General features: G+C 49.9%; 16 protein-coding genes. 15 read left to right on the top strand and 1 reads right to left on the bottom strand.

Annotation, left to right across the window (positions count from 1 at the left end):
- Positions 1–89: 89 nt before the first annotated feature.
- The 14 genes from H3H32_RS04910 (at position 90) to H3H32_RS04845 (ending at position 20224) form a co-directional block, all read left to right on the top strand.
- Positions 90–1523 carry a sulfatase family protein gene (locus H3H32_RS04910; protein WP_182461549.1) on the top strand — a complete coding sequence of 478 codons (1434 nt, stop codon included), beginning with the start codon at positions 90–92 and terminating at the stop codon, positions 1521–1523.
- Between the two features lie 131 nt (positions 1524–1654).
- Positions 1655–3490 (top strand): sulfatase-like hydrolase/transferase, encoded by a 1836-nt coding sequence (locus H3H32_RS04905; protein WP_182461548.1) that lies wholly within the window; start codon positions 1655–1657, stop codon positions 3488–3490.
- Between the two features lie 4 nt (positions 3491–3494).
- A complete protein-coding gene (locus H3H32_RS04900; protein ID WP_182461547.1) occupies positions 3495–4889 on the top strand; it encodes a sulfatase family protein in 1395 nt (464 codons plus the stop codon).
- A gap of 15 nt (positions 4890–4904) precedes the next feature.
- Positions 4905–6569 carry an arylsulfatase gene (locus H3H32_RS04895; RefSeq protein WP_182461546.1) on the top strand — a complete coding sequence of 555 codons (1665 nt, stop codon included), beginning with the start codon at positions 4905–4907 and terminating at the stop codon, positions 6567–6569.
- Positions 6570–6592: 23 nt separating this feature from the next.
- On the top strand, positions 6593–8266 hold the full coding sequence (locus tag H3H32_RS04890; protein WP_182461545.1) for an arylsulfatase: 1674 nt from the start codon (positions 6593–6595) through the stop codon (positions 8264–8266).
- Positions 8267–8504: 238 nt separating this feature from the next.
- On the top strand, positions 8505–9563 hold the full coding sequence (locus H3H32_RS04885) for a glycoside hydrolase family protein (protein ID WP_220472600.1): 1059 nt from the start codon (positions 8505–8507) through the stop codon (positions 9561–9563).
- A gap of 2 nt (positions 9564–9565) precedes the next feature.
- Complete coding sequence (locus H3H32_RS04880; RefSeq protein ID WP_182461544.1) at positions 9566–10825, top strand: mandelate racemase/muconate lactonizing enzyme family protein; 1260 nt, start codon at positions 9566–9568, stop codon at positions 10823–10825.
- Between the two features lie 11 nt (positions 10826–10836).
- Entirely contained in the window at positions 10837–12342 is a 1506-nt protein-coding gene (locus H3H32_RS04875) for a sulfatase (RefSeq protein ID WP_182461543.1), read from the top strand.
- Between the two features lie 11 nt (positions 12343–12353).
- Positions 12354–13787, top strand: coding sequence for a sulfatase (locus H3H32_RS04870; protein WP_182461542.1), 1434 nt, complete (start codon positions 12354–12356; stop codon positions 13785–13787).
- A 36-nt stretch (positions 13788–13823) separates the two neighbouring features.
- Positions 13824–14543: a bacillithiol biosynthesis deacetylase BshB1 gene (gene bshB1 / locus H3H32_RS04865; protein WP_182461541.1), complete on the top strand. Its 720-nt coding sequence runs from the start codon at positions 13824–13826 to the stop codon at positions 14541–14543.
- Positions 14544–14583: 40 nt separating this feature from the next.
- Positions 14584–15846, top strand: coding sequence for a hypothetical protein (locus H3H32_RS04860; protein ID WP_182461540.1), 1263 nt, complete (start codon positions 14584–14586; stop codon positions 15844–15846).
- Positions 15847–15975: 129 nt separating this feature from the next.
- Positions 15976–16689, top strand: a complete 714-nt coding sequence (locus H3H32_RS04855; RefSeq protein ID WP_182461539.1) for a rhodanese-like domain-containing protein — start codon at positions 15976–15978, stop codon at positions 16687–16689.
- A 154-nt stretch (positions 16690–16843) separates the two neighbouring features.
- Complete coding sequence (locus H3H32_RS04850) at positions 16844–18274, top strand: arylsulfatase (RefSeq protein WP_182461538.1); 1431 nt, start codon at positions 16844–16846, stop codon at positions 18272–18274.
- A 168-nt stretch (positions 18275–18442) separates the two neighbouring features.
- Entirely contained in the window at positions 18443–20224 is a 1782-nt protein-coding gene (locus H3H32_RS04845) for an arylsulfatase (RefSeq protein WP_182461537.1), read from the top strand.
- 118 nt (positions 20225–20342) lie between these two features.
- Here H3H32_RS04845 and H3H32_RS04840 read toward each other — a convergent pair whose 3' ends face one another.
- Complete coding sequence (locus tag H3H32_RS04840) at positions 20343–21413, bottom strand: dipeptidase (RefSeq protein WP_182461536.1); 1071 nt, start codon at positions 21411–21413, stop codon at positions 20343–20345.
- Between the two features lie 246 nt (positions 21414–21659).
- On the opposite strand from H3H32_RS04840, the gene H3H32_RS04835 reads away from it, so the two are divergent.
- Positions 21660–23366, top strand: coding sequence for a sialate O-acetylesterase (locus tag H3H32_RS04835; RefSeq protein ID WP_182461535.1), 1707 nt, complete (start codon positions 21660–21662; stop codon positions 23364–23366).
- The last annotated feature ends 54 nt before the right edge of the window (positions 23367–23420 follow it).

Below are 23420 nucleotides of genomic sequence, written 5' to 3'. Positions count from 1 at the left end.
CGTTAGGTTTTGAGAAACCTAAAATGTCAGATGTAAGCATCTGACACCACAAAAACATACTCCTAATAATTAGTTCAAACAGCCCATTAATGCTTAAAAATATAACCCATATAGCCTTAACCTTGCTCCTAACCCTGCTCCTGCCGGGACTGGGATTCGCGCAGAAAAAGGCCAATCAGCCGACGAACATCATCTTCATTCTGTCGGACGATCACAGTGCGCCTTTTCTGAGTAGCTACGGATACCCCAGCATCAAAACGCCGAACATCGATCGGTTGGCGCAGGAAGGGATTCGGTATACGCGTGCCTACACAACGGCTCCTCAATGCGTATTGTCACGGGCGGCACTGATGACTGGCCGCTCGACGCTCGATATTCAGATGACACGCTTTTCGGCACCGTTACCCGCTGATGTCATTACGTATCCCGAGTTACTACGAAAAGCGGGTTATTACACCGGTATTTGCGGACGAACCTTTCATTTGAACGGAAATCGAGGGGTGAAGGAATCGGCGGTGGTGTATGACAAATATGGTCTGGAGACCTTCAAAAATCGGGTCGATTACCTGCGCACGACACCAAATTCTGACACTATACAGCTTCAATACAAGGAATTTCTCGACAAGGCCCCCAAAAACAAACCCTTTTTCTTACAGGTTGGCTACAGCGATCCGCACCGGGTTTTCACAGCGAAACAATTTGAGCCAGACCCAGCAGCCCTTAAGCTGCCGGAAGGATGGCCCGATACCAAGCTGGTCCGGGAAGATTTCGCAGCTTATCTCGGCGAAATTCAGCGGCTGGATGGCGACGTTGGCCAATTGTTGGACGAAATCAAAAAGCGAGGACTGGACCAAAATACATTGGTGGTGTTCATTGGCGATAACGGTGGAGCGCTCTTGCGGGGCAAAGGAACTCTCTATAACCTCGGCATCAACGTACCGCTCATTGCGCGGCATCCGGGTCTGATCAAACCCGGTCAGGTGAACAATGCGATCATATCGGGCGAGGACATTGCCCCAACCTTTTTGCAGGTGGCCGGGGTAGAGATTCCTAAAACTATGACGGGTAAAAGTCTGGTGCCCTCCTTTCAACAAGCGTCGTACGAACCACACGATTACGTCTTTGCTGTGCGGGGTGCCCACGGTCATGGTTTACCCACCAGCACGGTTCATTTTGACTTAGGTCGAACGATTATTGGCAACAAGTATAAGTTGATTTACAACGCCTTATGGCAATTACCTTATACGCCCGTCGATTTTGCAGCGCAACCCTTCTGGCTTGATTTAACCCAGCGGCATGCCGAAGGGAAGTTAAATCCCAAGATTGACCAGCGCTTGTTTGCGGCTCGCCGGGAGATGTTTGAACTCTTTGATCTGGAAAAAGACCCGAACGAATTCACTAATCTGATTGCCGATGAACAACATCAGGACATTGTGCATGACTTGAAATCCCGATTACAGGAATGGATGATTCTGAACCGGGATTACCTCCCCTTACCAATTCCGCCCGAGGGAAAATATTGAATAGTCTCTACTGTTCGGCGTAGTATTCACTACGTCGCAGTGTTACCCGGTCTCTGACCGGTATTAATAGACTCCGGTTAGAGACCGGATAACACTCGAGCGTAGTGAATACTACGCTCAACGTTGAGCACATGATGAAAATAAAAAAACAAATCGTCGGCCTGTTGCTATTGGGCTTTTTTCAGGGAAAGGCACAGGCATCTGCCGACCGACCTAACATTCTCTGGATCGTTAGCGAGGATAATAATACCTCGCTAATCGGCTGTTATGGTAATCCCTACGCCACAACGCCCAACATCGACCAGTTTGCTAAACAGAGCATCCTGTACAAAAATGCGTTTTCGACGGCTCCGGTTTGTGCACCTTCGCGCAATACGCTTATTACGGGCATGTACCCACCCTCGCTGGGCACCGAACACATGCGCAGTACGTATCCTGTTCCCTCGTTCGTGAAGTTCTTTCCGAAGTATCTGCGGGAAGCGGGCTATTACACCACCAACAATTCTAAAAAGGACTATAATACGATTGATCAGAAAGATGCCTGGGATGAATCGAGTGATTCGGCAACCTACAAAAAGCGCAAAAATGGTCAACCGTTCTTTGCGGTGTTCAACTTGTTTGTATCGCACGAAAGTGGATTGCATAAGCCACTTCCTTCGCTCCACCACGACCCGGAGAAAGCGCCCATTCCGCCCTATCATCCCCGAACGGCCGAGTTCAAACGTGACTGGGCTCAGTATTACGACAAGGTGGAAACAATGGACCAACAATTCGGTAAGCTGCTGAATGAGTTGACCGATGCGGGGTTGGCCGAAAATACCATCGTGTTTTATTATGCCGATAATGGTGGGGTGCTGGGTCGTAGCAAGCGATTCATGTATGAATCGGGATTGCACGTACCGCTAATTGTTCATTTACCCAAAAAGTACGCGCATCTGGCGAAAGCAAAAGCCGGGTCGAAAACAGATCAGCTCGTTACGTTTCTGGACTTTGCACCCACTATTTTGAGTCTGGCGGGCATCCAGATTCCAAGCTATATGCAGGGACAGGCATTTCTGGGCAATCAGCAGAAACCCGAGCATCAATACGCCTATGGATTCCGCGGACGCATGGACGAAGCCATTGATTTGTCGCGGTCGGTGCGGGATAAAAAGTACCGGTATATTCGGAATTATCTGCCGCACAAGATTTACGGTCAGCATCTGAATTATCTCTGGCAGGCACCCTCGCTTCCATCGTGGGAAGCTGAGTATAAAGCGGGTCGCCTGAACGAAGTACAGTCTCGTTTCTGGCAGGCTAAGCCTGCGGAGGAACTGTTTGATGTGGATGCAGACCCAGACAACATTCACAATCTGGCCGCTGACCCGCGTTACGCAAAAGAGCTTGCTCGGCTGCGAAAAGCCAACGACCAGTGGCTTCGGCAAAGCAACGATGTTGGCTTTATTCCCGAAGCGATTTTAGCGAAAATTGCCAGCCAGGAACCTTTGTACGACTACGCCCATCAGGGAAAATACAATACCAATCGCATTATTGAAACCGCTGCGATGGCCTCCTCCCGCAACCCGGCAGACGCAGGCGAACTCACCAAACGCCTAGCCGATACCGATCCGGTGGTCCGCTATTGGGCAGCTACGGGTTGTACTGTGCTGAAGCCTGTTGCGGGGAAAGCATCACTACAAAAACTTCTCCAGGACCCGGAGCCTGCGGTTCAGGTTGCCGCTGCCGAAGCACTCTATCAGCTTGGTGAAAAAGGCGAGTCGATTACTGCTCTCAGGAAAGCCTTAACGGACTCCAGTCGTCTGGTTCGCCTGCAAGCGCTCAGTGTTTTGCAATCGTTAGGGAAAGAGGCCAGCCCGGCCTTACCGGAAGTAAAGGAAATTGTGACCCAGGCAGCGAAAGGCTATTCGGTCGATACGGCTTACGATGTTCGGGCAGCCCAAAATCTGGTCGAAGAACTAAACCATTAATACGATGTACACGTCCCCCAAAGAGCGCTTCTTTCTGAGTTTGGCCCTACTGATTTTCAGCAGTCTGATCGGCGTGTTTGCTCAATCAACCAAGAAGCCCAACGTCATTATCATTATGGCCGACGATCTGGATAGTAAGCAGTTGAGTTGCTATGGCGGTCAAAATATTCGCACCAAAAACATCGATGCGCTGGCGACAGAGGGGCTGAAATTCAATCAGATTTACACGTCCGAAGCCATGTGTGTGCCAACGCGGGCCTCTCTGTTTACTGGCCTGTATCCGGTGCGGCACGGGTCGTTTCAGAATCACAAACCCGTTTATGACAACCTGAAAAGTGTCGGGCATTACCTGGCCGATTTGGGGTATCGGGTTGGACTGACGGGCAAAGATCATGTTACCAAACCTAAAACCGTTTTCCCGTTTGAGATCGTGAAAGGCTTCGAGCCGAATTACGTAGCGCCAACCGACGACTACGAACTCGACGATGTGAAAGAATACATTACCCGTGACTCCCAGCCCTATTGCCTGTTTGTCATGAGCATCAATCCGCATGCACCCTGGACAGTAGGCGACACCACCGAATTTGACGCCGACAAACTCATTCTTCCCAAAAACTGGGTCGACACAAAGGTAACCCGGCGTCAGTTTGTCAAGTATCTGGCGGAAGTTCGGCGGCTGGACAATCAGGTGGGCGATATTACCCGACTCCTGAAAGAAACGGGTCAGGATAAAAACACCATCGTTGTGTTTCTGGGTGAGCAGGGCGCGCAGTTTCCGGGAGCTAAATGGAACCTGTGGGACGTCGGGCAGAAGAGTTCGATGCTGGTGAAATGGCCCGGTGCCGTTAAACCGGGGACGCAAACCAATGCACTCGTTCAATACGAAGACATTACCCCGACGCTCATCGACATAGCCGGAGGGAAGCCCATCGTGGGATTAGACGGCAAAACGTTTCTGCCGGTGTTGCTTGGAAAAAGCACGAAAGCACGGGACTACGCCTATGGCATTCACAACAATATCCCGGAAGGCAACCCCTACCCAATCCGCAGCATTCGCGACACTCGGTATAAGCTGATTCTGAACCTGACGCCAGACAAAGCGTATTACAACCGATTCATGATGAATCCTGCCCAGAAAGATCGCAACTCGGTCTGGTTTTCCTGGGCCGATAAAGCCACCACCGACCCGAATGCCAAGCGAATTACCGAGCGATTCGAGAAACGACCCGCCGTCGAATTCTATGATAACCAGGCTGATCCGTGGGAATTCAACAACCTGGCTGCTAATCCTGCCTATCAAGATCGTATCAAACAATACCGACAGAAACTGGACGATTGGATGAAGCAACAGGGCGACGCCGGGGCTTCCATCGATACCGTTTACGCCAAAAAACCATAAAGGTTCTCTAACATTATGAAACGTCTTAGTTTAAGTGTCATCCTGATGGCATTCGTCTTCAGTGTGTCCAATGCACAGCCCAAAGCCCGAAAATCGGCTAAAACTGCCGCCGGTAAACCCAATATCATTCTGGTCATGGTGGATGATCTGGGCTACTCCGACTTTGGTGCGTACGGCTCCGAAATCAACACCCCAACCATCGACAAACTAGCCAGTGAAGGGCTGCGGTTACGTGAATTTTACAATAATTCGATCTGTGCCCCCACACGGGCGTCGCTCATTACGGGGCAGTATCATCACAAAGCGGGCGTTGGTTATTTCAACGTCAATCTGGGCTTACCCGCCTATCAGGGCTGGCTCAATAAAGAATCGCTGACGTTTGGCGAAGTGCTGAAACAGGCTGGCTACCGTACCTACCTATCGGGTAAATGGCACGTTGGGAATGATAGCTTGTACTGGCCAAAACAGCGGGGTTTCGACCGTTTTTATGGATTCATTGGCGGGGCCAGCAATTACTACAACATCAGCCCGTATAAAGAGAAAGCCCCTCCTGTCGAACTGGTCGAGGATAACAAACAGATCCATCTGGAGCCGGGCAAATACCTGACCGACGAGATTACCAACCACGCCATTTCGTACATTAACGAATCGAAAAAGGCTCCCTTCTTTCTATATCTGGCCTTCAATGCTCCACATTGGCCGTTGCAGGCACCCGCCGTAGACATTGCCAAGTACAAAGACCGCTACGCCATCGGCTGGGATTCGCTTCGGAAAGAGCGGCTGGCGAAGCAAATCAAACTCGGCATTGCCGATCCCAAACAAGCCATTGCCGCTCACGATCCAGAAGTGGTTCCCTGGGCAAGTCTGACCTACGATGAACAGCAACTCTGGCAACGAAAAATGGAAGTCTACGCGGCCATGGTCGATCACGTCGACCAAAGTCTGGCGCGCATTCTGGCAGAACTCAAGCGACTCAAAGTAGATGACAATACGCTCATCGTGCTAATTTCCGACAATGGAGCGCAGGGGGGTCTGATCCCAACGGGACGGAAACGCCCGCGCAGTTCGGGACCAATCGGGTCAGCGGGTTCGTATGATTATCAGGAGCAAAACTGGGCCTACGTATCGAATACGCCGTTCCGCAACTACAAAGCCACACCTTACGAAGGCGGCATCAGTGCACCATTCATTGCCTGGTATCCAAAGAAAATCAAAGCGGGTAGCATTGAGAAAGGCACCGCCCACCTGATCGATCTGGCACCCACGTTTTACGATCTGGCCGGAGCGAAATATCCCGAAACCTTCAACGGCGTAAAAACCAATCCACTACCGGGTATAAGTCTGACAAACCTGCTGTTTCAGGGAACGGCGCTGCCAGCCGACCGACCTATTTTCTGGGAACGGGCGGGGAATCGGGCGGTTCGGAAAGGCAAGTGGAAGATCGTATCCATCTTCCCGCAGAATAAATGGCAACTATTCGACCTCGAAACCGACCGGGGCGAAACCACTGATCTAGCCACCCAACACCCCGACATTGTCAAAGACCTAAACGCCGAGTATGAAGCCTGGGCGAAACGCACCGACGTTGAACCCTACGAAAAGCTCCGTCCGGTCAGTCAGGGACTCCCCGGTGGCAATGCTGGCGCGAACCCGAACCGAGCCGCTTCCCGCGTCGAATAACCACCGTTTGACTAAAACAGACCATGAAAAACAGCCTCATACAAAAATATCTATTGGCCATTGCGGCTCTCTGCGCTGTAAATGCGCCGGGGCACGCTCAAAATCCTAACCCTACTGTTTCAAGACCCAACATCATCCTGATTATGGTGGACGACATGGGCTATTCTGACCTGGGTTCGTATGGCTCTGAAATTCAAACCCCTAATCTGGATCGACTGGCCAATGAAGGACTGAGACTGAGAGAGTTTTACAACAACTCAATTTGCGCGCCAACGCGGGCGTCGCTCATTACGGGGCAATATCCGCATAAAGCAGGTGTTGGTTATTTCAACGTCAATCTGGGTCTACCCGCTTATCAGGGATACTTGAATAAGCAGTCGCTGACCTTTGGCGAAGTGCTGAAACAGGCTGGGTACAGCACACTCCTTTCCGGCAAATGGCACGTTGGAAACGATAGTTTGTATTGGCCCAAACAGCGGGGCTTCGACCGGTTTTACGGCATTCTCGGTGGAGCCTCCAATTACTTCGACGCTGGCCCATTACCCATTGGACGCCCTTCGCCAGTAACCGTTCTGGAAGACAATAAACGACAACATCCTAAACCCAACTCCTTTTATTTCACCGATGAGGTAACCAACCATGCCGTAACGTTTCTGGATGAACAGAATAAAGAAAACAAACCGTTTTTCCTCTACCTGGCTTACACCGCTCCCCACTGGCCGTTACAGGCATTACCGGAAGATATTGCCAAATACAAAGGCAAATACGATACAGGCTGGGACGCATTGCGCAAGGAACGGCTGGCTCGTCAGGTGAAGTTGGGCATCATAACCCAGAAGTTAGCCGACGCAGCCGCTGCCCGTGATGCCGATGTACCGGAATGGGATGCGCTGACCTATGAGGAAAAACAACTCTGGAAAGCCAAAATGGAAGTTTATTCCGCCATGCTCGACCGCGCTGATCAGGGCATCGGCAAAGTGCTGGACAAACTGAAAGAACTCCAGAAGGACAAGAATACACTCGTTGTTTTTATTTCGGACAATGGCGCTCCCGCTGAAGATGTAGCCCATTGGGGACCAAAAGCGGGTCGCAATACGGGACCAGTTGGTACGGCAGGTTCGTTTGAATCGCAGGGCAAAAACTGGTCGTATCTGTCGAATACGCCCTTTCGTTCCTTTAAGTCGTTTGCCTACGAGGGTGGTATTCGTACGCCGTTCATTGCCTGGTTCCCCGGCAAAATCAAAGCGGGGACGCTGGCGCGTGGAACGGGTCATCTCATCGACTTAGCCCCTACATTCTATGACCTCGCCAAAGCGTCTTATCCGGCTACGTATCAAGGAACTACGATCAATTCATTGCCCGGAAAAAGCCTGACGAACCTGCTCTTTAACGGTCAGGAGTTGGACGCACAACGGCCGCTTTTCTGGGAGTGGACGGGCAACCGAGCCGTTCGTCGCGGAAAATGGAAGCTGGTATCAATCTACCCAAGCTATCAGTGGGAACTCTACGATCTGGAAAGTGACGCCGGTGAAACGCAGAATGTAGCCGCCCGAAACTCCAATCTGGTCGATGACTTATCGGCGCTGTATTTCAACTGGGCCAAACAAACCGACGTCGTGGATTACGACAAAATAAAGCCGAAAGAACCGCTTCTACCCACACCTAAAAAACCGTCGATCGGAAACCGAAATTTCTAATGTTGTTCATTGGTAAGTGTCCATGAAGGGCGAGAGCTGTCTAGTTTTATCTCTTTTTTAGCCCCTCTCCTGGTTTTCAGGAGAGGGGTTGGGGTGAGGTGAACTGCTAGAATTTGTCCGATTACCCTCACCCCCTGCCCCTCTCCCAAAACGGGAGAGGGGAGTAAAGCGAAAATAAATTCAGAACACCAACGCCTTGAACGGCACTCTGGGGTATTCCCACTAACCAAAAACTGTTATGAAAAAGCTGCTTGTTTATAGTTTAGCGCTATTTCTACTCTTAACCGATAGAATTAATGCGCAAAATATCACGCTTGAGCGATTTGCCAATAATCCGATAATCTCCGCTAGCCAACTCCCGAAACTGGAAGGAGATGACCTTAACGGGCCATCGCTGATCAAAGTCCCCGACTGGCTCCCCAATAAACTGGGCAAGTATTATCTGTACTTCGCCCATCACAAAGGCAAATACATCAGGCTAGCCTACGCCAATGATTTACATGGGCCTTGGAAAATTCACAAACCCGGCACGCTGCAAATCACCGATTGCCGGTGCAATGATGCCCCATTTCCGGCTACCGAAAGCATCCGACACGATGGGGCCGAAAATGCGGGCGATGGGGTTACGCACGTTGCGTCTCCCGACGTGCACATTGATGATCGGCAGAAGCAACTCGTTCTTTATTTCCATTGCCCGCTGGAGCACAAAGGCCAGAAAGGGCAATACACACTCAGGGCGACAACTAAAGACGGTATCCATTTTAAGTCCGATACTGCCGTATTGGGCGAGTCTTATTTCCGGGTTTTTCAGTGGCACAATACCTATTACGCCATTGGTCGATCGAGTTCAATTTACCGCTCCAACGATGGAAAAACCGAATTTGAGAAAGGACCCAATCCGTTCGCAAAAATTCAGAAGCCGAATTCGCTCCGTCATTCAGCCGTCAAGTTGGTCGGCGATACGCTATGGGTGTTTTACAGCCGCGTCGGCGACACACCAGAGCGGATACTACTCACGAAAATCAAACTAACCGACGATTGGACCAGTTGGACACCAACTCCACCTCAGGAAATAGCCGCTCCCGAGATGGATTACGAAGGCGGCAATCTTCCCCTAACTACGTCAAAAATCGGCTTGTTCTATGGCAAGGTTCGGGAGTTGAGAGACCCCTATGTTTTTGAGGAAAACCAGAAGTGGTATTTGCTGTATTCAGCCGCGGGCGAAAATTCCATCGCCATCGGTCAATTGCATTTTGGCAAACTGCCAACGCCCGTCAACCCTTCGCGAAGCAAGTAATTATGGCACTCTCACGACGACGTTTTCTCAAAGCAGCGGGTATCGCTACAACCCTACCCGCGAGTAGCCAATTCACCGAACCGGGCTCATCAGTCGCCCCTACGAAATCGAACTTGTCAATTACGGGGATTGTCGTTCATACCATAAAAGTCAATCAACGCGGCAACTGGTACTTTGTTGAGTTGCAGACCAACAAAGGCATTAGTGGTTTGGGTGAAGCCTCTCACGGATTCACAGCGGCCACCCAAAATGGTGAGGCTTTACTCAAATCAGAAATAGCGGCCTACTTCGAGTTAGTGAAAGGCGAATCGCCGTTCAGCGTGGAACTGTTTCGCCAACGCGGACTGCAACGGGCGCAGGCAAGCAGTCGAACAGGCGTCACTGCGTTTAGTAGCATCGAACAGGCGCTTTGGGATTTGGCCGGGAAAGTGCTTGGTGTACCAACCTATGAACTGCTCGGCGGAAAACTTCGGGATAAAATCAAGGTATACGCCAACATCAACCGGGCTACCAACGAACGCGATGCGCAGGGCCGACGGTTGATTTCGTCCTTTCAGCGCAACGCCGAATTGGCCTTAAAAAGTGATTTTAAAGCCGTCAAACTAGCCCCGTTCGACGACATGAAACCGCTGAAATCGGCTAGCCCCCAAGAGATTGAAGCGGATATTGACTACGCCATTTCCTGTACAGAAGCTGTTCGCCAAACCATTGGTCCCAACGTCGATCTGCTCATTGATGTACACAGTCATTTGAATCGACAACTGGCAATCCAGACGGCGAAACGACTGGAGAAAACGAACCTCTATTGGTTCGAAGAAGCGGTTGACCCCCAAACTCAACTCGATGATACCAAGGCCATTACGGATGCGGTTCAACAACCCGTTGCCGGTGGCGAATCCATTGCCGGACGGACTGGGTTTGCGCCCCTGATTAACAGCAAAGCGCTGGATATTATTATGCCCGATGTCAAGCATTGCGGAGGTATTCAGGAGTGCCGCTACATCGCTGCGCTGGCTGAAGCTGCTGGCGACATCAAGGTGTCGCCCCACAATCCCAGCGGCCCCATTTCGACCGCAGCCAGTGTGCAGGTCTGTGCGGGCATGCCCAATTTTTCAATTCTGGAATTTGCCTACGGCGAAGTACCCTGGCGAGCCGATCTGGTGAAGCCCGCCGAGCAGTTTCAGGATGGTTTCCTACCCGTACCGACTGGTCCCGGTTTGGGCTACACGCTGAATTATACCCTCATAAACAAGCATAGTTAAATCTATTTCGAATGAAGTCCTGCAACAATCCAATCGCAATCCCCTTATTTCTGACAGCCGTCAGCGCCCTGTTCGTTGGCCTTAATTTGCCTCAAAAGCAGAATCCACCAACCGTTACTCGTCAGCAAGACCCTAATCGGCCCAATATCGTGGTGATTCTGGCCGACGATCTGGGTTACGGCGACATTTCTGCCAATGGGAAGAACTTCGTACAAACTCCCAATATTGATGCGCTGGCCAAATCAGGGGCACTTTGCACCAATGGTTATTCTAACGCGCCGTTTTGTTCGCCTTCCCGTGCGGCCATCCTGACAGGTCGGTATCAGCATCGATTTGGCTTTGAGTTTCTGTACCCATCCACTTCCAAACGGGATTCGGTCGTTGGGTTGCCTTTCGAAGAAATAACCCTGGCTGAACAGTTGAAAAAGCAGGGATACGCTACGGCTATGTTCGGCAAGTGGCACGTTGGCAACCGAAAAAACAACACCCCTACCGACCGGGGTTTCGATCAGTATTACGGCACATTGGGCGGCCATACCATGTATAAGGATAGCTCTGATGCTGATGTCGAAAACTCCCCTCAGCTTTGGTGGCCCGGTTCGGCAGCTTCGTTTCACCGCGACGACTATTCGGCCATTTTTGATGGCAAAAAAGAAGTAACCGAGAAGGAGTACACCACGGATGTTTTTAGCCGAAAGGCCAGCGAGTTTATCGATCAGCACAAAACGAGCCCGTTCTTTTTATACGTTCCCTTCAACGCGGTACACTTTCCGTTCCAGGCCACCAAAAACTACACGGATCGGTTTAAAGGCGAGAAAGACAAGAATAAACGAATCTATTATGGCATGATTGCCGCCCTGGACGATGCCGTTGGGAGCATTGTTCAAAAGCTGAAAGCAACTGGTCTTGACAAGAACACGCTGATCGTTTTCACGAGCGACAATGGCGGTGCAGGCTTTCTTAAAGCACCTTACAATGGGCCGTTATCGGGCGTAAAAGGATTGTTGTTCGAAGGCGGCATTCGGGTTCCGTACATCGTTTCCTGGACGGGAAAAATTCCAGCGGGAACTGTGTATACCCAACCCGTTGCCGGTATGGATATCTACACCACAGCCGTAGCTGCCTCCCACGGAACCCTCGCAAAAGATCGGCCGTATGACGGCGTTGATCTGCTCCCTTATCTGAGCGGCAAAACGAAATCAGCCCCCCATCAAACACTTTTCTGGCGATTTGGCAAGAATAAAGCGGTTCGAAAAGGAGAATGGAAACTGTTCTACTACGGTCTGGAAGACAAATATTCTCTCTTCAATCTGGACAAAGACATTGCCGAGCGTCAGGATGTGTCGGCGTCAAATTCGGCTAAAGTTGCCGAGTTAAAGCAGGCATTGGCCACCTGGGAAAAGGGAACTCTCCCACCCGCCTGGGCCGATGGTGGCCTTCCCAAATTTAAACCCGGTAAAGAAGGCAACGGCCAATACCGCGTTGGTCCCGACGGAAACCTGTTTTACATCTACTGATTATCAAGCAAATGAATCGTAACGCTTTTTTTATAGTAGGGTTATTTTGGACTTGCCAGCTACTGGCGACAACCAGTCTATTGGCACAATCAAAGTCGCCAACCTCGCCAGCGAAACCAAACATTGTGCTGATCATTGCCGATGACCTGGGCTGGAAAGATGTTGGCTTTATGGGTAGCACGTTTTACGAAACGCCCAATCTGGATCGGCTGGCGGCACAGGGAATGAAATTCACTACTGCCTATACCGCAGCGGCCAACTGTGCACCAAGCCGGGCATGCCTGTTTTCGGGTCAGTATTCCCCCCGACACGGAATTTATACCGTTGCCAATGCGGATCGGGGCGACGCCAAAACTCGGAAACTGATTCCCGTAAAAAACAATGAGGTGTTGCCCGATAGTGTGTATACATTGACCGAAGCCCTGCGCGATGCCGGTTATCAAACAGCGAGTATCGGCAAGTGGCACCTGGGAAAAAGCCCAACCACTCAGGGCTTTATCTACAATCGAGCTGGTGATGAACGGGGCATGAATAAGCATTTCAGTCCGTATGGTATTCCAACCCTACCCGACGGTCCTCCCGGTGAATACCTGACGGATCGGCTGACGAACGAGGCACTAACCTTCCTGGACCAGCCTCGTGACCGGCCGAACGCGGCCCGGCCATTCTTTTTGTATCTGCCGTATTACGCTGTTCATACACCCTTGCAGGCACCCGATTCGCTGGTAAAAAAATACGAGCGAAAACCGAAATCGCCGGGGCACAATCATGCTACGTATGCGGCCATGATCGAATCACTCGATAGCAATGTAGGCCGAATCCTGAAGAAACTGGAGGCACTGGGACTGGATCAAAATACCATCGTAATCTTTACGTCAGATAATGGGGGCATCCGGTCCATCTCCCGGCAAGATCCGATTCGGGCCGGAAAAGGGTCGTACTATGAAGGTGGCGTTCGGGTACCGCTGGTGGTTCGCTGGCCGGGTATTGTAGCGGCCGGAAGCACGTCGCAAACGCCTGTCATCAATCTGGATTACTACCCAACCTTTCTGGACATTCTGAAACGGCCAAAACCGAGCCAGCCGCTGGATGGCATCAGTATCCTCCCGCTATTAACTGGAAAGTCGGTGGCTGAGCGTCCTTTTTTCTGGCATTTCCCGATCTATCTGGAAGCCTACGATCAACAAACGGACAACGGGCGTGACCCCCTATTCCGCACCCGACTCGGTTCGACTATCCGGCTGGGTGACTGGAAGTTACACGAGTATTTCGAAGACAACGCGCTGGAGCTTTACAATCTTAAAACCGATCTGGGTGAACAGCACAACATAGCTTCAGAGAATCCGGCTGTCGTCAAAAAACTACACACGCTTTTGCAGAATTGGCGCGCTAAGCAGGCTGCTTTTATACCAACAGAGCGGAATCCGGCTTACGTCGCTCCGTAAAACAGGTATTACCCTAACCCTCAGATTAACCAGATCATGAAACTAGATATGCTCGTTTTTTCGGCTCACCCCGATGACGCCGAAGTGGCCTGTGGTGGCGCCGTGCTACACTATCGTGCGCTAGGACGAAAAATCGGGTTTGTCGATCTGACCTGCGGAGAACTGGGCACCCGGGGCACTCCCGAAATTCGGCTAAGAGAAGCGGCTGAAGCGGCTCAATTGCTAGGGCTGAGTACTCGTCTTAACCTGCATTTTGCGGATGGATTCTTTAAAAATGATGAATGCCATCAGCGTAAGGTCATTCAGGTTATCCGCCAGTACCAGCCCGATGTGGTGCTTGTCAATGCGCCTTCAGATCGCCACCCCGACCATATACGGGCAGCTAAGCTAGTTGTGGATGCTTGTTATTATGCCGGTTTCGCTAGGCTAGAAACGTACGATGAAAGGCAGACGAGGCAACAAAACTGGCGGCCCAAAGCCATCTATCATTACATACAGGACTGGTGGCTTCAACCCGATTTTGTGGTGGATGTATCGGGCCATTTTGAGCAAAAGCTCCGGGCTGCCAAAGCCTACCGAAGTCAATTCTATGACCCTGAAAGTATCGAACCAATCACGGCTATTTCCGACCCTAGTTTCTTCAGTCGTGTGGAGTCACGAGCCGTTGAGTTCGGTCGCATGATTGGCACAAGGTACGGGGAAGGCTTTCTGAAAACCAGCATGATCGATACAAATGCCTTCTTCGACTTTCGCTGAATTTGGGCCATTCACTCTCTCATTTAATCTGTAAGAAACCATGACATTCTCTGTCAATTTTATCACACTCAGTAGCCTGATGAGCTTAGTAACCCTGAGCCAGCTGACTGCACAAACACCTGATTACCTGACAGGTAAGCGCTTGTACAGTACAGTCGAAAAATTTGTGAGTTTAGGCGAACACCGCACGGGTACCGAAACCGACCGCAACACATCGGCCTGGTTAGGCAACGAACTCAGGCAGGCGGGTTATGCCGTCAAGTATCTCGAATTTCCGGTTAAGCAGTTCTTTTTTGACAAAGGAACCCTGTCAACAGGTGCCAAAGCGATCAATGTATTTCCATTGTGGTACGTCAACGATAAAATTCCGCTTCAGGTTGACGCGCCAATCTTTGACAGCCGAACGAGTAGCCAACCATCTGATTTTTCAGGGAAGATTGTCCTCACTCGTCTTTCAGGCCAAATCGGTCATAACGCGATTTTAAAGCCATTGATTGACGGAGGTGCCAAAGCAATTGTGGCCATTACCGAAAACCCATCGGGCGAGATTGTGGCCATCAATACATCGTACAGCACCGAGCCCTGGCCCATTCCTATTGTGCTGGTGGCTCCTAAAGATAGCGCCAGTATATTAGCTGCGGTTACGGCTCATAAAACCGCTTCGTTGGCAATCAAGGGCACTTTTCGCGATGTAATTGCGCGCAATATCTACGGAGAAATTGGCAATGGACCGAAGACAATCGTGGTGTCCACACCGATTAGTGGGTGGTTTACGTGCGGGGGTGAGCGCGGTCCTGGCATTGCCGCCTGGCTGGCTCTGGCAAAGTGGGCAAGCGAAGCCAAACTACCGTATACCTTTCTGTTTACGGCTAATTCAGGGCATGAACTGGCCAATCTGGGCGCTCGCCAACTTCTGGAAACGATTGCTCCTAAGCCTGCCGATACTCAGTTGTGGGTCCACCTGGGCGCGGGAATAGCCACCCGAAAATGGGCTAAAACAGAGGCTGGTTACGCACCGACCAATCAGGTAGATGCCAACCGACAGATTGTCTACAGCCCTACTGTAAAAGGCAGTTTCGAGCAGTCGTTTCAAGCCATCCATGGGCGGAAAGCCGTGACCGACAAAGGAGTTGGCGAATTGATTGAAGTCGTCAAAAAAGGCTACCCAAACTTTCTGGCCATTGCAGGCGCACATTTCCTGTTTCATGCACCAATGGACGACGCCAAAGCTACCTCACCTGAATTGCTCGAAAAAATCACCCTCGCCCTGAAACAATTCATCGAGCAGGAAGCCCGACGCTAACCCACTAAAACACCAACCATTAAACCCCATATCGCACTCCTACATTGCTCCCCTCTCCCAAAACGGGAGAGGGGCCGGGGGTGAGGGTAAATCAATACAACAATTATCCATTATAAACCAATACAATCCATGAAAAAGCAACTTGCATTCATCTTTGTCCTGTTGGGCTTCGCTACAGTAGCCATTGCTCAAACCGAAAAATCAGAAGACGTTATCTCCGTCGATCAGTTTACCGCGAAATTAAAAGCACAGGCAACTCCCCAACTGATTGACGCTCGAAGTGCCGAAGAATTTGCACTTAACCACATTCCGAATGCCGTAAATTTCAACCTGCAAACCGAAGGATATGAAACACTTGTAAAGGGAATCAGTAAATCGAAACCTGTATTCATCTATTCCATCGCGAATGGGCGTAGCGTTGCCCTGGCCAAGGATTTACGGAGCAAGGGATTCAATGAAGTCTATGTACTGGATAGCGGCATTGGTGCCTGGACGGGAGCAGGAAACCCTCTGTTCACAACCGCAAAAAAAGGACTGACACTTGATGAATATAACGCCATTCTGGCGAGTAATAAACTCGTCCTGGTTGACATCGGCTCTAAATACTGCGGTTCCTGCAAAAAAGTAAAACCCATTCTGGAGACCCTTCGTAAGGAACACGGTGATGCCCTGAAAATTGTTGAAATAGAGCTGGAAGAAAGCCCAGCCCTGATTGCTTCGCTCAAAACCGTATCAGGCTTTCCCTACCTTATTCTGTACAAACAAGGCGACATTGTACTGAAACGTGCCGGTTTAACCGAGCTAAAAACCGAACTCGATACCAAGTTGGTGGCTTCGAAATAAGGACCGACGCTGTTTAAACTTTTCGAATTTCGTTAAAAATGAATCGCTTTTTTGTCATTCCTCCTGGCGTTGGAATGACAAAAAATTACACTAATTCTATCCACAAAATGAAAGGGATGAACAGCGTCAGCTTCACTATAGAATCACCATACGCATGAAAAAACTATCTTTTTTACTGATTCCCCTGCTGGCTATTGCTGGCAGTTCTGTTGCCCAACAGCGCAGTTCGACAAGGCCCAATATTGTGCTTATTGTAGCCGACGATCTGGGTTACGGAGACGTGGGTTTTAACGGACAAAAACTGATCAAAACACCAAACATTGACCGATTGGCGGCCCAGGGCGTTCGGTTTACTCAATTTTATGCAGGGACAACCGTTTGTGCACCATCCCGTTCAGCTTTACTAACGGGAAAACATACAGGGCATACTTACATTCGAGGCAATAAAGGAGTTGATCCTGAAGGGCAGGAACCCATTGCCGATTCGGTTGTAACGCTGGCGGAAGTGCTGAAAAAAGCTGGCTATACCACAGGCGCGTTTGGCAAGTGGGGATTAGGTCCGGTAGGGTCTGAAGGCGATCCCAACAACCAGGGGTTCGATCAATTTTATGGTTATAATTGCCAAAGTCTGGCCCATCGCTATTACCCAGATCATCTGTGGAAAAACGGCAATCAGGTTGTTTTAACTGAAAACAAGAATCTCACTCATAATCAGATCTATGCCCCCGATTTGATTCAAAAGCAGGCCTTGAATTTTATTGAATCTCAGAACACAGATAAGCCATTTTTTCTCTTCCTCCCCTACATCCTGCCCCACGCCGAATTGCTTGTTCCCGACGATAGTCTATTCCGATATTACAAAGGCAAATTTCCCGAAACTCCGTTTAAAGGAGTTGATTATGGGGTCAGCGCGACAACGGGCGGCTATACTTCGCAGGCTTATCCGCATGCTACATTTGCCGCGATGATTGCCCGGTTAGATGCCTACGTTGGACAGGTGCTGGCTACCCTTAAGGTTAAAGGTATCGACGAAAATACACTGGTCATTTTCACGAGTGATAACGGTCCACACATAGAAGGGGGCGCTGACCCAACGTTTTTTGCCAGTAGTGGCGGTTTCCGTGGCGTCAAGCGTGATTTGTATGAAGGAGGCATTCGCATGCCGTTTATTGCCCGCTGGCCGGGGACTATTAAAGCAAACACCCAAAGCAACTACATCGGTGCATTTTGGGATTTACTTCCTACGTTCGCCGAATTAGCGGGTGCAAAGCCAATAACAACTGGGGATGGTTTTTCCATAGTACCGAGCTTATTGGGTAAAGGAAACCAAAAGGAGCACGCGTATTTGTATTGGGAGTTCCACGAAGGTGGAGGGAAACAGGCGGTGCGACAAGGCAATTGGAAAGCCGTTCGACTGAACGCCAACAAACCGAATGGATCAACGCTGGAACTCTACGATTTGGCGAAGGACCCGGCAGAAAAACAGGATATATCTGGCTCATTTCCGGCCAAAGCGAAGGAATTGGAGAAGCTAATGAACCAGTCGCACGTTCCGTCAGCCATTTTTCCGTTTGGCGATCAGTAAGGTGTGCTATTAAGTGCATTTGTGTTTTTGGGTGGTGTCAGCTGTAAGCAGCTGACACTGGAAGGTTTCTTAAAACCTACTGTTTACTGTTCGCACCGATAGGTTTCTCAAAACCTATTGTGTCGGTTATTAGTAACCAACACCACGTCAATCTCGTCACATCGTTTCATGAAAAAATTTCTTCTTATAATCATCGTCCTTAGCCTATTAAGCGTAACATCGGTGTGGGCGCAAAAGAAAACCAACTCACAAAATCACCCAAACATTATCCTGATCATGACGGATGATCAGGGGTATGGCGATTTGGGATTTTACGGAAATCTACATCTTAAAACCCCAAACATCGACGCCTTTGCTGCCCAGAGTACCCGCCTGACCAACTTCCACACGTCTCCCGTTTGCAGTCCGACTCGGGCCAGTTTATTGACGGGTCGGTACCATCAGCGTACGGGCGTGCATGATACCTACAATGGCGGCTCCATTATGGCGACAGAAGAGGTGACGCTAGCCGAAATTCTGTCGCAAAATGGGTATCAAACGGGTATTGTTGGTAAATGGCATCTGGGCGATAATTATCCCTATCGGGCGTCGGAGCAAGGGTTTGCATTCTCCTTCGTTGGGCACGGTGGGGGTATTGGTCAGCCCGGCGATCATGCGGATAATTTCTTTCGTCCCGACAGCAGTTATTTCAACTCGACGCTCTACCGAAACAATGTACCGGTCAAAACGCAGGGCTATTGTACCGATGTGTTTACCGATGCTGCACTGGATTTTCTAACAACCAGCCAGCAGAAGTCGGGAAGCGCGGCCCGCCCGTTTTTCCTGTACGTTGCCTATAATGCACCGCACGATCCGTTGCAGGTACCCAAAAAATACTATGACCAGTACAAAGACCTGGCACTTAATACTCCTTTTGACACGAAGTCCGGTACTGGCTGGGCGTCTATGACCGACAAGGATAAAGAAGACGCTCGCCGAACTTACGCCATGATTACCAATATCGACGATAATGTTGGGCGAATTTTGGCACAGGTGAAAGCCTTGAATCTGGAAGATAACACCATTATTATCTTCACAACCGATAATGGCAATCAGCAGCTACGGTTCAACACAGGCTTTAAAGGACGAAAAGGAACAGTTTATGAGGGCGGCACACGCACCCCGCACTTCATTCGGGGCAAGGGAATTTTTCCGGTCAACAAAGACATTTCCGCCCGTATCGCGCATATTGACATGCTGCCAACTTTGCTAGAGGCTGCACAGGTTCCGTTGCCAGCAAAGTTGCCGATTGATGGTCAGTCGGTTCTGGGAATAATTCAGGGTCGGGAAACGGCGCGGAAGGATGTTTTCTATAATGCCTGGAACCGGGGCTGGCCCGAGCCCTATCGGAACGCGGCTCTTTACAAAGATGACTTCAAACTAGTGGCCGTTAATGCTGATGGTCAAAAGCCGGAAAGTTTTGAACTCTACAATCTTCAAACGGACCCGTATGAGCGCACGAATCTCATCACGGCTAACTCAGCAATTGCTCAGGACTTGAAAACTGAACTTGACAAGGTCTATAAGGATATTGCCGCCAGCCCGAATCTGGTAACCCGTCGAATCAGTCTGGGTACGACTCACGAAAATCCGACCGTATTGACCCGTCAGGATTGGTCGGGGCTGGTTAGTAACTGGATTGCCGAAACGGGTTTAGGGTATTGGGCTGTTCGGGTAGAAACAGATGGTTACTATGATTTTACGGTTCAGCATAAAGCCATTAAGAAAGGGAGTCGGGTAGTTGTTCGAATCGGGCAGACCCAGCGTAGTGCGCAAGCCGATCAGGATAACAGCAAACAGGAAGTGATTGGTCAGGTTTACCTGAAACGGGGCGATTACAACCTGGAATCATGGCTGGAAACGGATAAAGGCACGTTGGGGCCTTTTTATGTAAATGTCAGTAAGCGCTAGCCGCACCAACTAGATGATATGGCGTAATTCAATGAACGTGAAACGTCCTGCAATTCGCTTAGTATAGGAATTACAGGACGTTTTGGCCTTTTTAGGTATATAGTTAGCAATCAATCTATTACGCCCACACGCGTCTCAGAAACCGAAGCCAGTTACCATGCATAACATTGGCAATATCGTCTTCGGTATAGCCCCGCTGACGCAGTAAATCAGGCACTCTTTGTAAATCGGCGATGGTTTCCAGATCGTAGGGCGACTGTTCTTTTCCAAAAGCACCGTCTAAATCCGAACCAATACCAATGTGTCGGGCATTTCCCGCCAATTGGCAAATGTGGTCCAAATGGTCAATCATTTTGGCCAGATCACAATTCATCCCTTCGGGCGTCGATTGGCCGCGTACCCAGTTCGGAACCATCATCCAGGCATCCAGCGCACCGCCGATAACGGCGTCACGAGCGATGAGTTCCCTGAGTTGTTCATCGCTAAACTGGCGATTGTGATTGACCAGCGCCCGACAGTTGTTATGGCTAGCCCAAACGGGGCCATCAAAGTAATCCAGGGCTTCCCAGAAACTGTCATCACAAAGGTGAGTTGCATCCAGAATGATATTGAATCGCTTCATTTCCCGCAGCAATTCACGACCAGCCAGTCCCATAAACCCAGTGGCATCGGTACCCTGAGCATAACGTCCAGGGCCATAGTGAGCGGGGCCGATAGCGCGCAATCCATAGTTATAAGCGGTCTCAACGTAAGCAGGCGTCACAATCGAATCGGCCCCTTCCAGGCTCAGAATATATCCTATCGGCTTCTGCTCATTGGGGGTGCCATCATTCCAGAGTGCGAGGTGTTTTTCCAGTCCCGCCAGATCACGGATTTGGATCATCTCACCCGCTTCTTCCATGGTTTTATACCAGATCTGTTGCCCCTGAGTCTGCGCCCATGCCTGTTCGGGCGATTGCCAACCGGGCAATGGATTACCTGGTGCCACAAAACGGGCAATCTGGGTAGCAACAACCAAGCCAATATTACCCCGGCGTAAATCAGGAAACGATACGGTGCCTTTCGCCCGGTCTGGCTTATCGGTCATACCTTGCTCGCGTTCGCGCAACCGCTCAACTGGCTGACGCAGGTCGCGGTTCCACTCCATTGCGTTCATGCTTAAGTCAAGATGCGCATCTATTGTGAACATAGGGCAATTAGTTTATACAGGTAAAGTGATACGAATTTCAGAAACAACAACGGCCGCAAATTACGTCAAGCGTGTCCATCATCGATTATGTATAGCCTTCAAAAACTCATTTTTCTGCTTAGGCACACTCAACCAGCGCAAAAATAGTTCATTTGCATGGGCCAAAATGCGCTGATTATTCTGGCCTGCTTTTTGTTTCCAAAACTACCAAGTCTAGTATTTAAATAGTCATAGAGTTATTTAGATATGCAATCCACACATCGCTCCAATCAACTTATTGTTTATTTTTTCTTACTCTTCCCATATGGTCTTTTCGCTCAGGTACAGGTAACATTTCCTACTAGCCGATTGGTCATTCAACGTAACAATACCAATCAGGCCAATGTACCTGTTATAGGAAGGTGCCCCGCTAACGCTACCCAGATTCAGGCCCAATTAACGGTTCGTCAGGGAGGCACAGCCACAGGCTGGATTGTCCTCGACAACGCTCCTAACAACGGCGTTTTTCAAGGCAAGTTTCCGAATGTAGCTGGTGGCTGGTACGACCTCAACGTAAAAGCGTTTGCGGGCAATACTGAAATTGGCTCTACCCTTCTGGAGCGGATTGGCGTTGGCGAAGTATTTGTAACATCCGGTCAGTCCAACTCCTGGGGAATTAATTGCACCAGCGGACAAGCCAACGATGATCGTGTATCCATCATTAACTATTGGACGGGTCAGGCAGGAGAGTTTTCGGAAAGTGCTTTGCCCTTTACAGTCAGCCATGCCGACTTATCGACGGGTATTAACAATACGGGCATGTTTCCGGGGGCTTATTTATTTTTATGGGGAGGGCTTGGCGATAAGCTCGTCGAGCAGTTGGGGGTACCCGTTATGTTCTATGGAGCCTCATATTCAGCAACAAACTCCAAGCACTGGATGCATTCAGCGAATGGAGAAGAAATCTGGTCGGGATTTTCTCAAAATATGCCCTATCGTCTTTTGGGTGTAACCATTTTACATTACCTGAAACGAACAGGTGTACGGGCCATTTTGTGGCATCAGGGCGAAGGGGATAACTACTACCAAACGTACGACGACTATATTAATAATATCGGTCTGACAATTAATAAGTCCCGCACTCAATTAGGATTTGGGAATCTTAGCTGGGTTATCTCACGCGTCAGTTATATACCGAGCACAGTGGGTTACGAATATACCAATCACGAAACTGATCCGAATATTATTGCCGCTCAGAATACGCTGGCAGGGTGGCCCAATAACGCGGCCGGACCTGCTACCGATAGCATGATTTATCCTAATTACCGAAAGACCGATTATTTCCATCTTCACTTCGATGCAGATGACTGCCCGGCGCTTATTACGATCTGGAATCAATACCTATCAACCGACTATTTTAGTAGCCGACAACCCTCTTTGCCTGACCGGCTTATTCAGTTAACCACGGGCTATGTGTTCCCCTTCGCAGACACCGCAGGTCACCAAACACAAGTCCCCTATTTTTCGTTGGTTCCCACCCGTGCCAACAATCAATACCAGGTAGACATTCTAAACGAAGGGGGATGCTATCTGGCCACCTTAGCCTCAGGAACGACTAATCCGCTAACGGTTACACTACCCAACTGGGCAAATGGGCGCTACCGATTCCGGGTTAATTCTACGTCTCCTGTTGTATCAGGTGAGCCAAGCGAGCCGATAACGATCAGTGGAACGGGAAGTGGACTGCCCCCAATTATTCCGCCCAATTATGTAAGTACCGTCCAAAATGGGTTCTGGAATACCCCACAGGTTTGGTCATGCGGCTGGATACCCTCCTTGTTTGATACTGTTCAGTTAAAGCATACGATTACAATACCCACTAATTATCAGGCACAAACGAAATCGCTCTGGACAAACAGTGGTTCTCAATTAATTTATCAAACAGGGAGTACACTACAAATTGGCCCGAACTAGACTTAAGCATCAGGTCTTCTTTTAACCGCAGAGGTCACAGAGAAATCCTTAGTG

The sequence above is a fragment of the Spirosoma foliorum genome (assembly GCF_014117325.1).
Taxonomy (GTDB): domain Bacteria; phylum Bacteroidota; class Bacteroidia; order Cytophagales; family Spirosomataceae; genus Spirosoma; species Spirosoma foliorum.
This window is presented reverse-complemented; position numbering and strand designations above follow the sequence as displayed.

What these genes read in the sequence shown, in the direction of transcription:
- H3H32_RS04860 (WP_182461540.1), top strand. Translation starts at nt 14,584, where the DNA reads ATGACATTCTCTGTCAATTTTATCACACTCAGTAGCCTGATGAGCTTA.
- H3H32_RS04890 (WP_182461545.1), top strand. Translation starts at nt 6,593, where the DNA reads ATGAAAAACAGCCTCATACAAAAATATCTATTGGCCATTGCGGCTCTC.
- H3H32_RS04910 (WP_182461549.1), top strand. Translation starts at nt 90, where the DNA reads ATGCTTAAAAATATAACCCATATAGCCTTAACCTTGCTCCTAACCCTG.
- H3H32_RS04870 (WP_182461542.1), top strand. Translation starts at nt 12,354, where the DNA reads ATGAATCGTAACGCTTTTTTTATAGTAGGGTTATTTTGGACTTGCCAG.
- H3H32_RS04905 (WP_182461548.1), top strand. Translation starts at nt 1,655, where the DNA reads ATGATGAAAATAAAAAAACAAATCGTCGGCCTGTTGCTATTGGGCTTT.
- H3H32_RS04840 (WP_182461536.1), bottom strand. Translation starts at nt 21,413, where the DNA reads ATGTTCACAATAGATGCGCATCTTGACTTAAGCATGAACGCAATGGAG.
- H3H32_RS04885 (WP_220472600.1), top strand. Translation starts at nt 8,505, where the DNA reads ATGAAAAAGCTGCTTGTTTATAGTTTAGCGCTATTTCTACTCTTAACC.
- H3H32_RS04880 (WP_182461544.1), top strand. Translation starts at nt 9,566, where the DNA reads ATGGCACTCTCACGACGACGTTTTCTCAAAGCAGCGGGTATCGCTACA.
- H3H32_RS04900 (WP_182461547.1), top strand. Translation starts at nt 3,495, where the DNA reads ATGTACACGTCCCCCAAAGAGCGCTTCTTTCTGAGTTTGGCCCTACTG.
- H3H32_RS04850 (WP_182461538.1), top strand. Translation starts at nt 16,844, where the DNA reads ATGAAAAAACTATCTTTTTTACTGATTCCCCTGCTGGCTATTGCTGGC.
- H3H32_RS04875 (WP_182461543.1), top strand. Translation starts at nt 10,837, where the DNA reads ATGAAGTCCTGCAACAATCCAATCGCAATCCCCTTATTTCTGACAGCC.
- H3H32_RS04845 (WP_182461537.1), top strand. Translation starts at nt 18,443, where the DNA reads ATGAAAAAATTTCTTCTTATAATCATCGTCCTTAGCCTATTAAGCGTA.
- H3H32_RS04855 (WP_182461539.1), top strand. Translation starts at nt 15,976, where the DNA reads ATGAAAAAGCAACTTGCATTCATCTTTGTCCTGTTGGGCTTCGCTACA.
- H3H32_RS04895 (WP_182461546.1), top strand. Translation starts at nt 4,905, where the DNA reads ATGAAACGTCTTAGTTTAAGTGTCATCCTGATGGCATTCGTCTTCAGT.
- H3H32_RS04835 (WP_182461535.1), top strand. Translation starts at nt 21,660, where the DNA reads ATGCAATCCACACATCGCTCCAATCAACTTATTGTTTATTTTTTCTTA.
- bshB1 (WP_182461541.1), top strand. Translation starts at nt 13,824, where the DNA reads ATGAAACTAGATATGCTCGTTTTTTCGGCTCACCCCGATGACGCCGAA.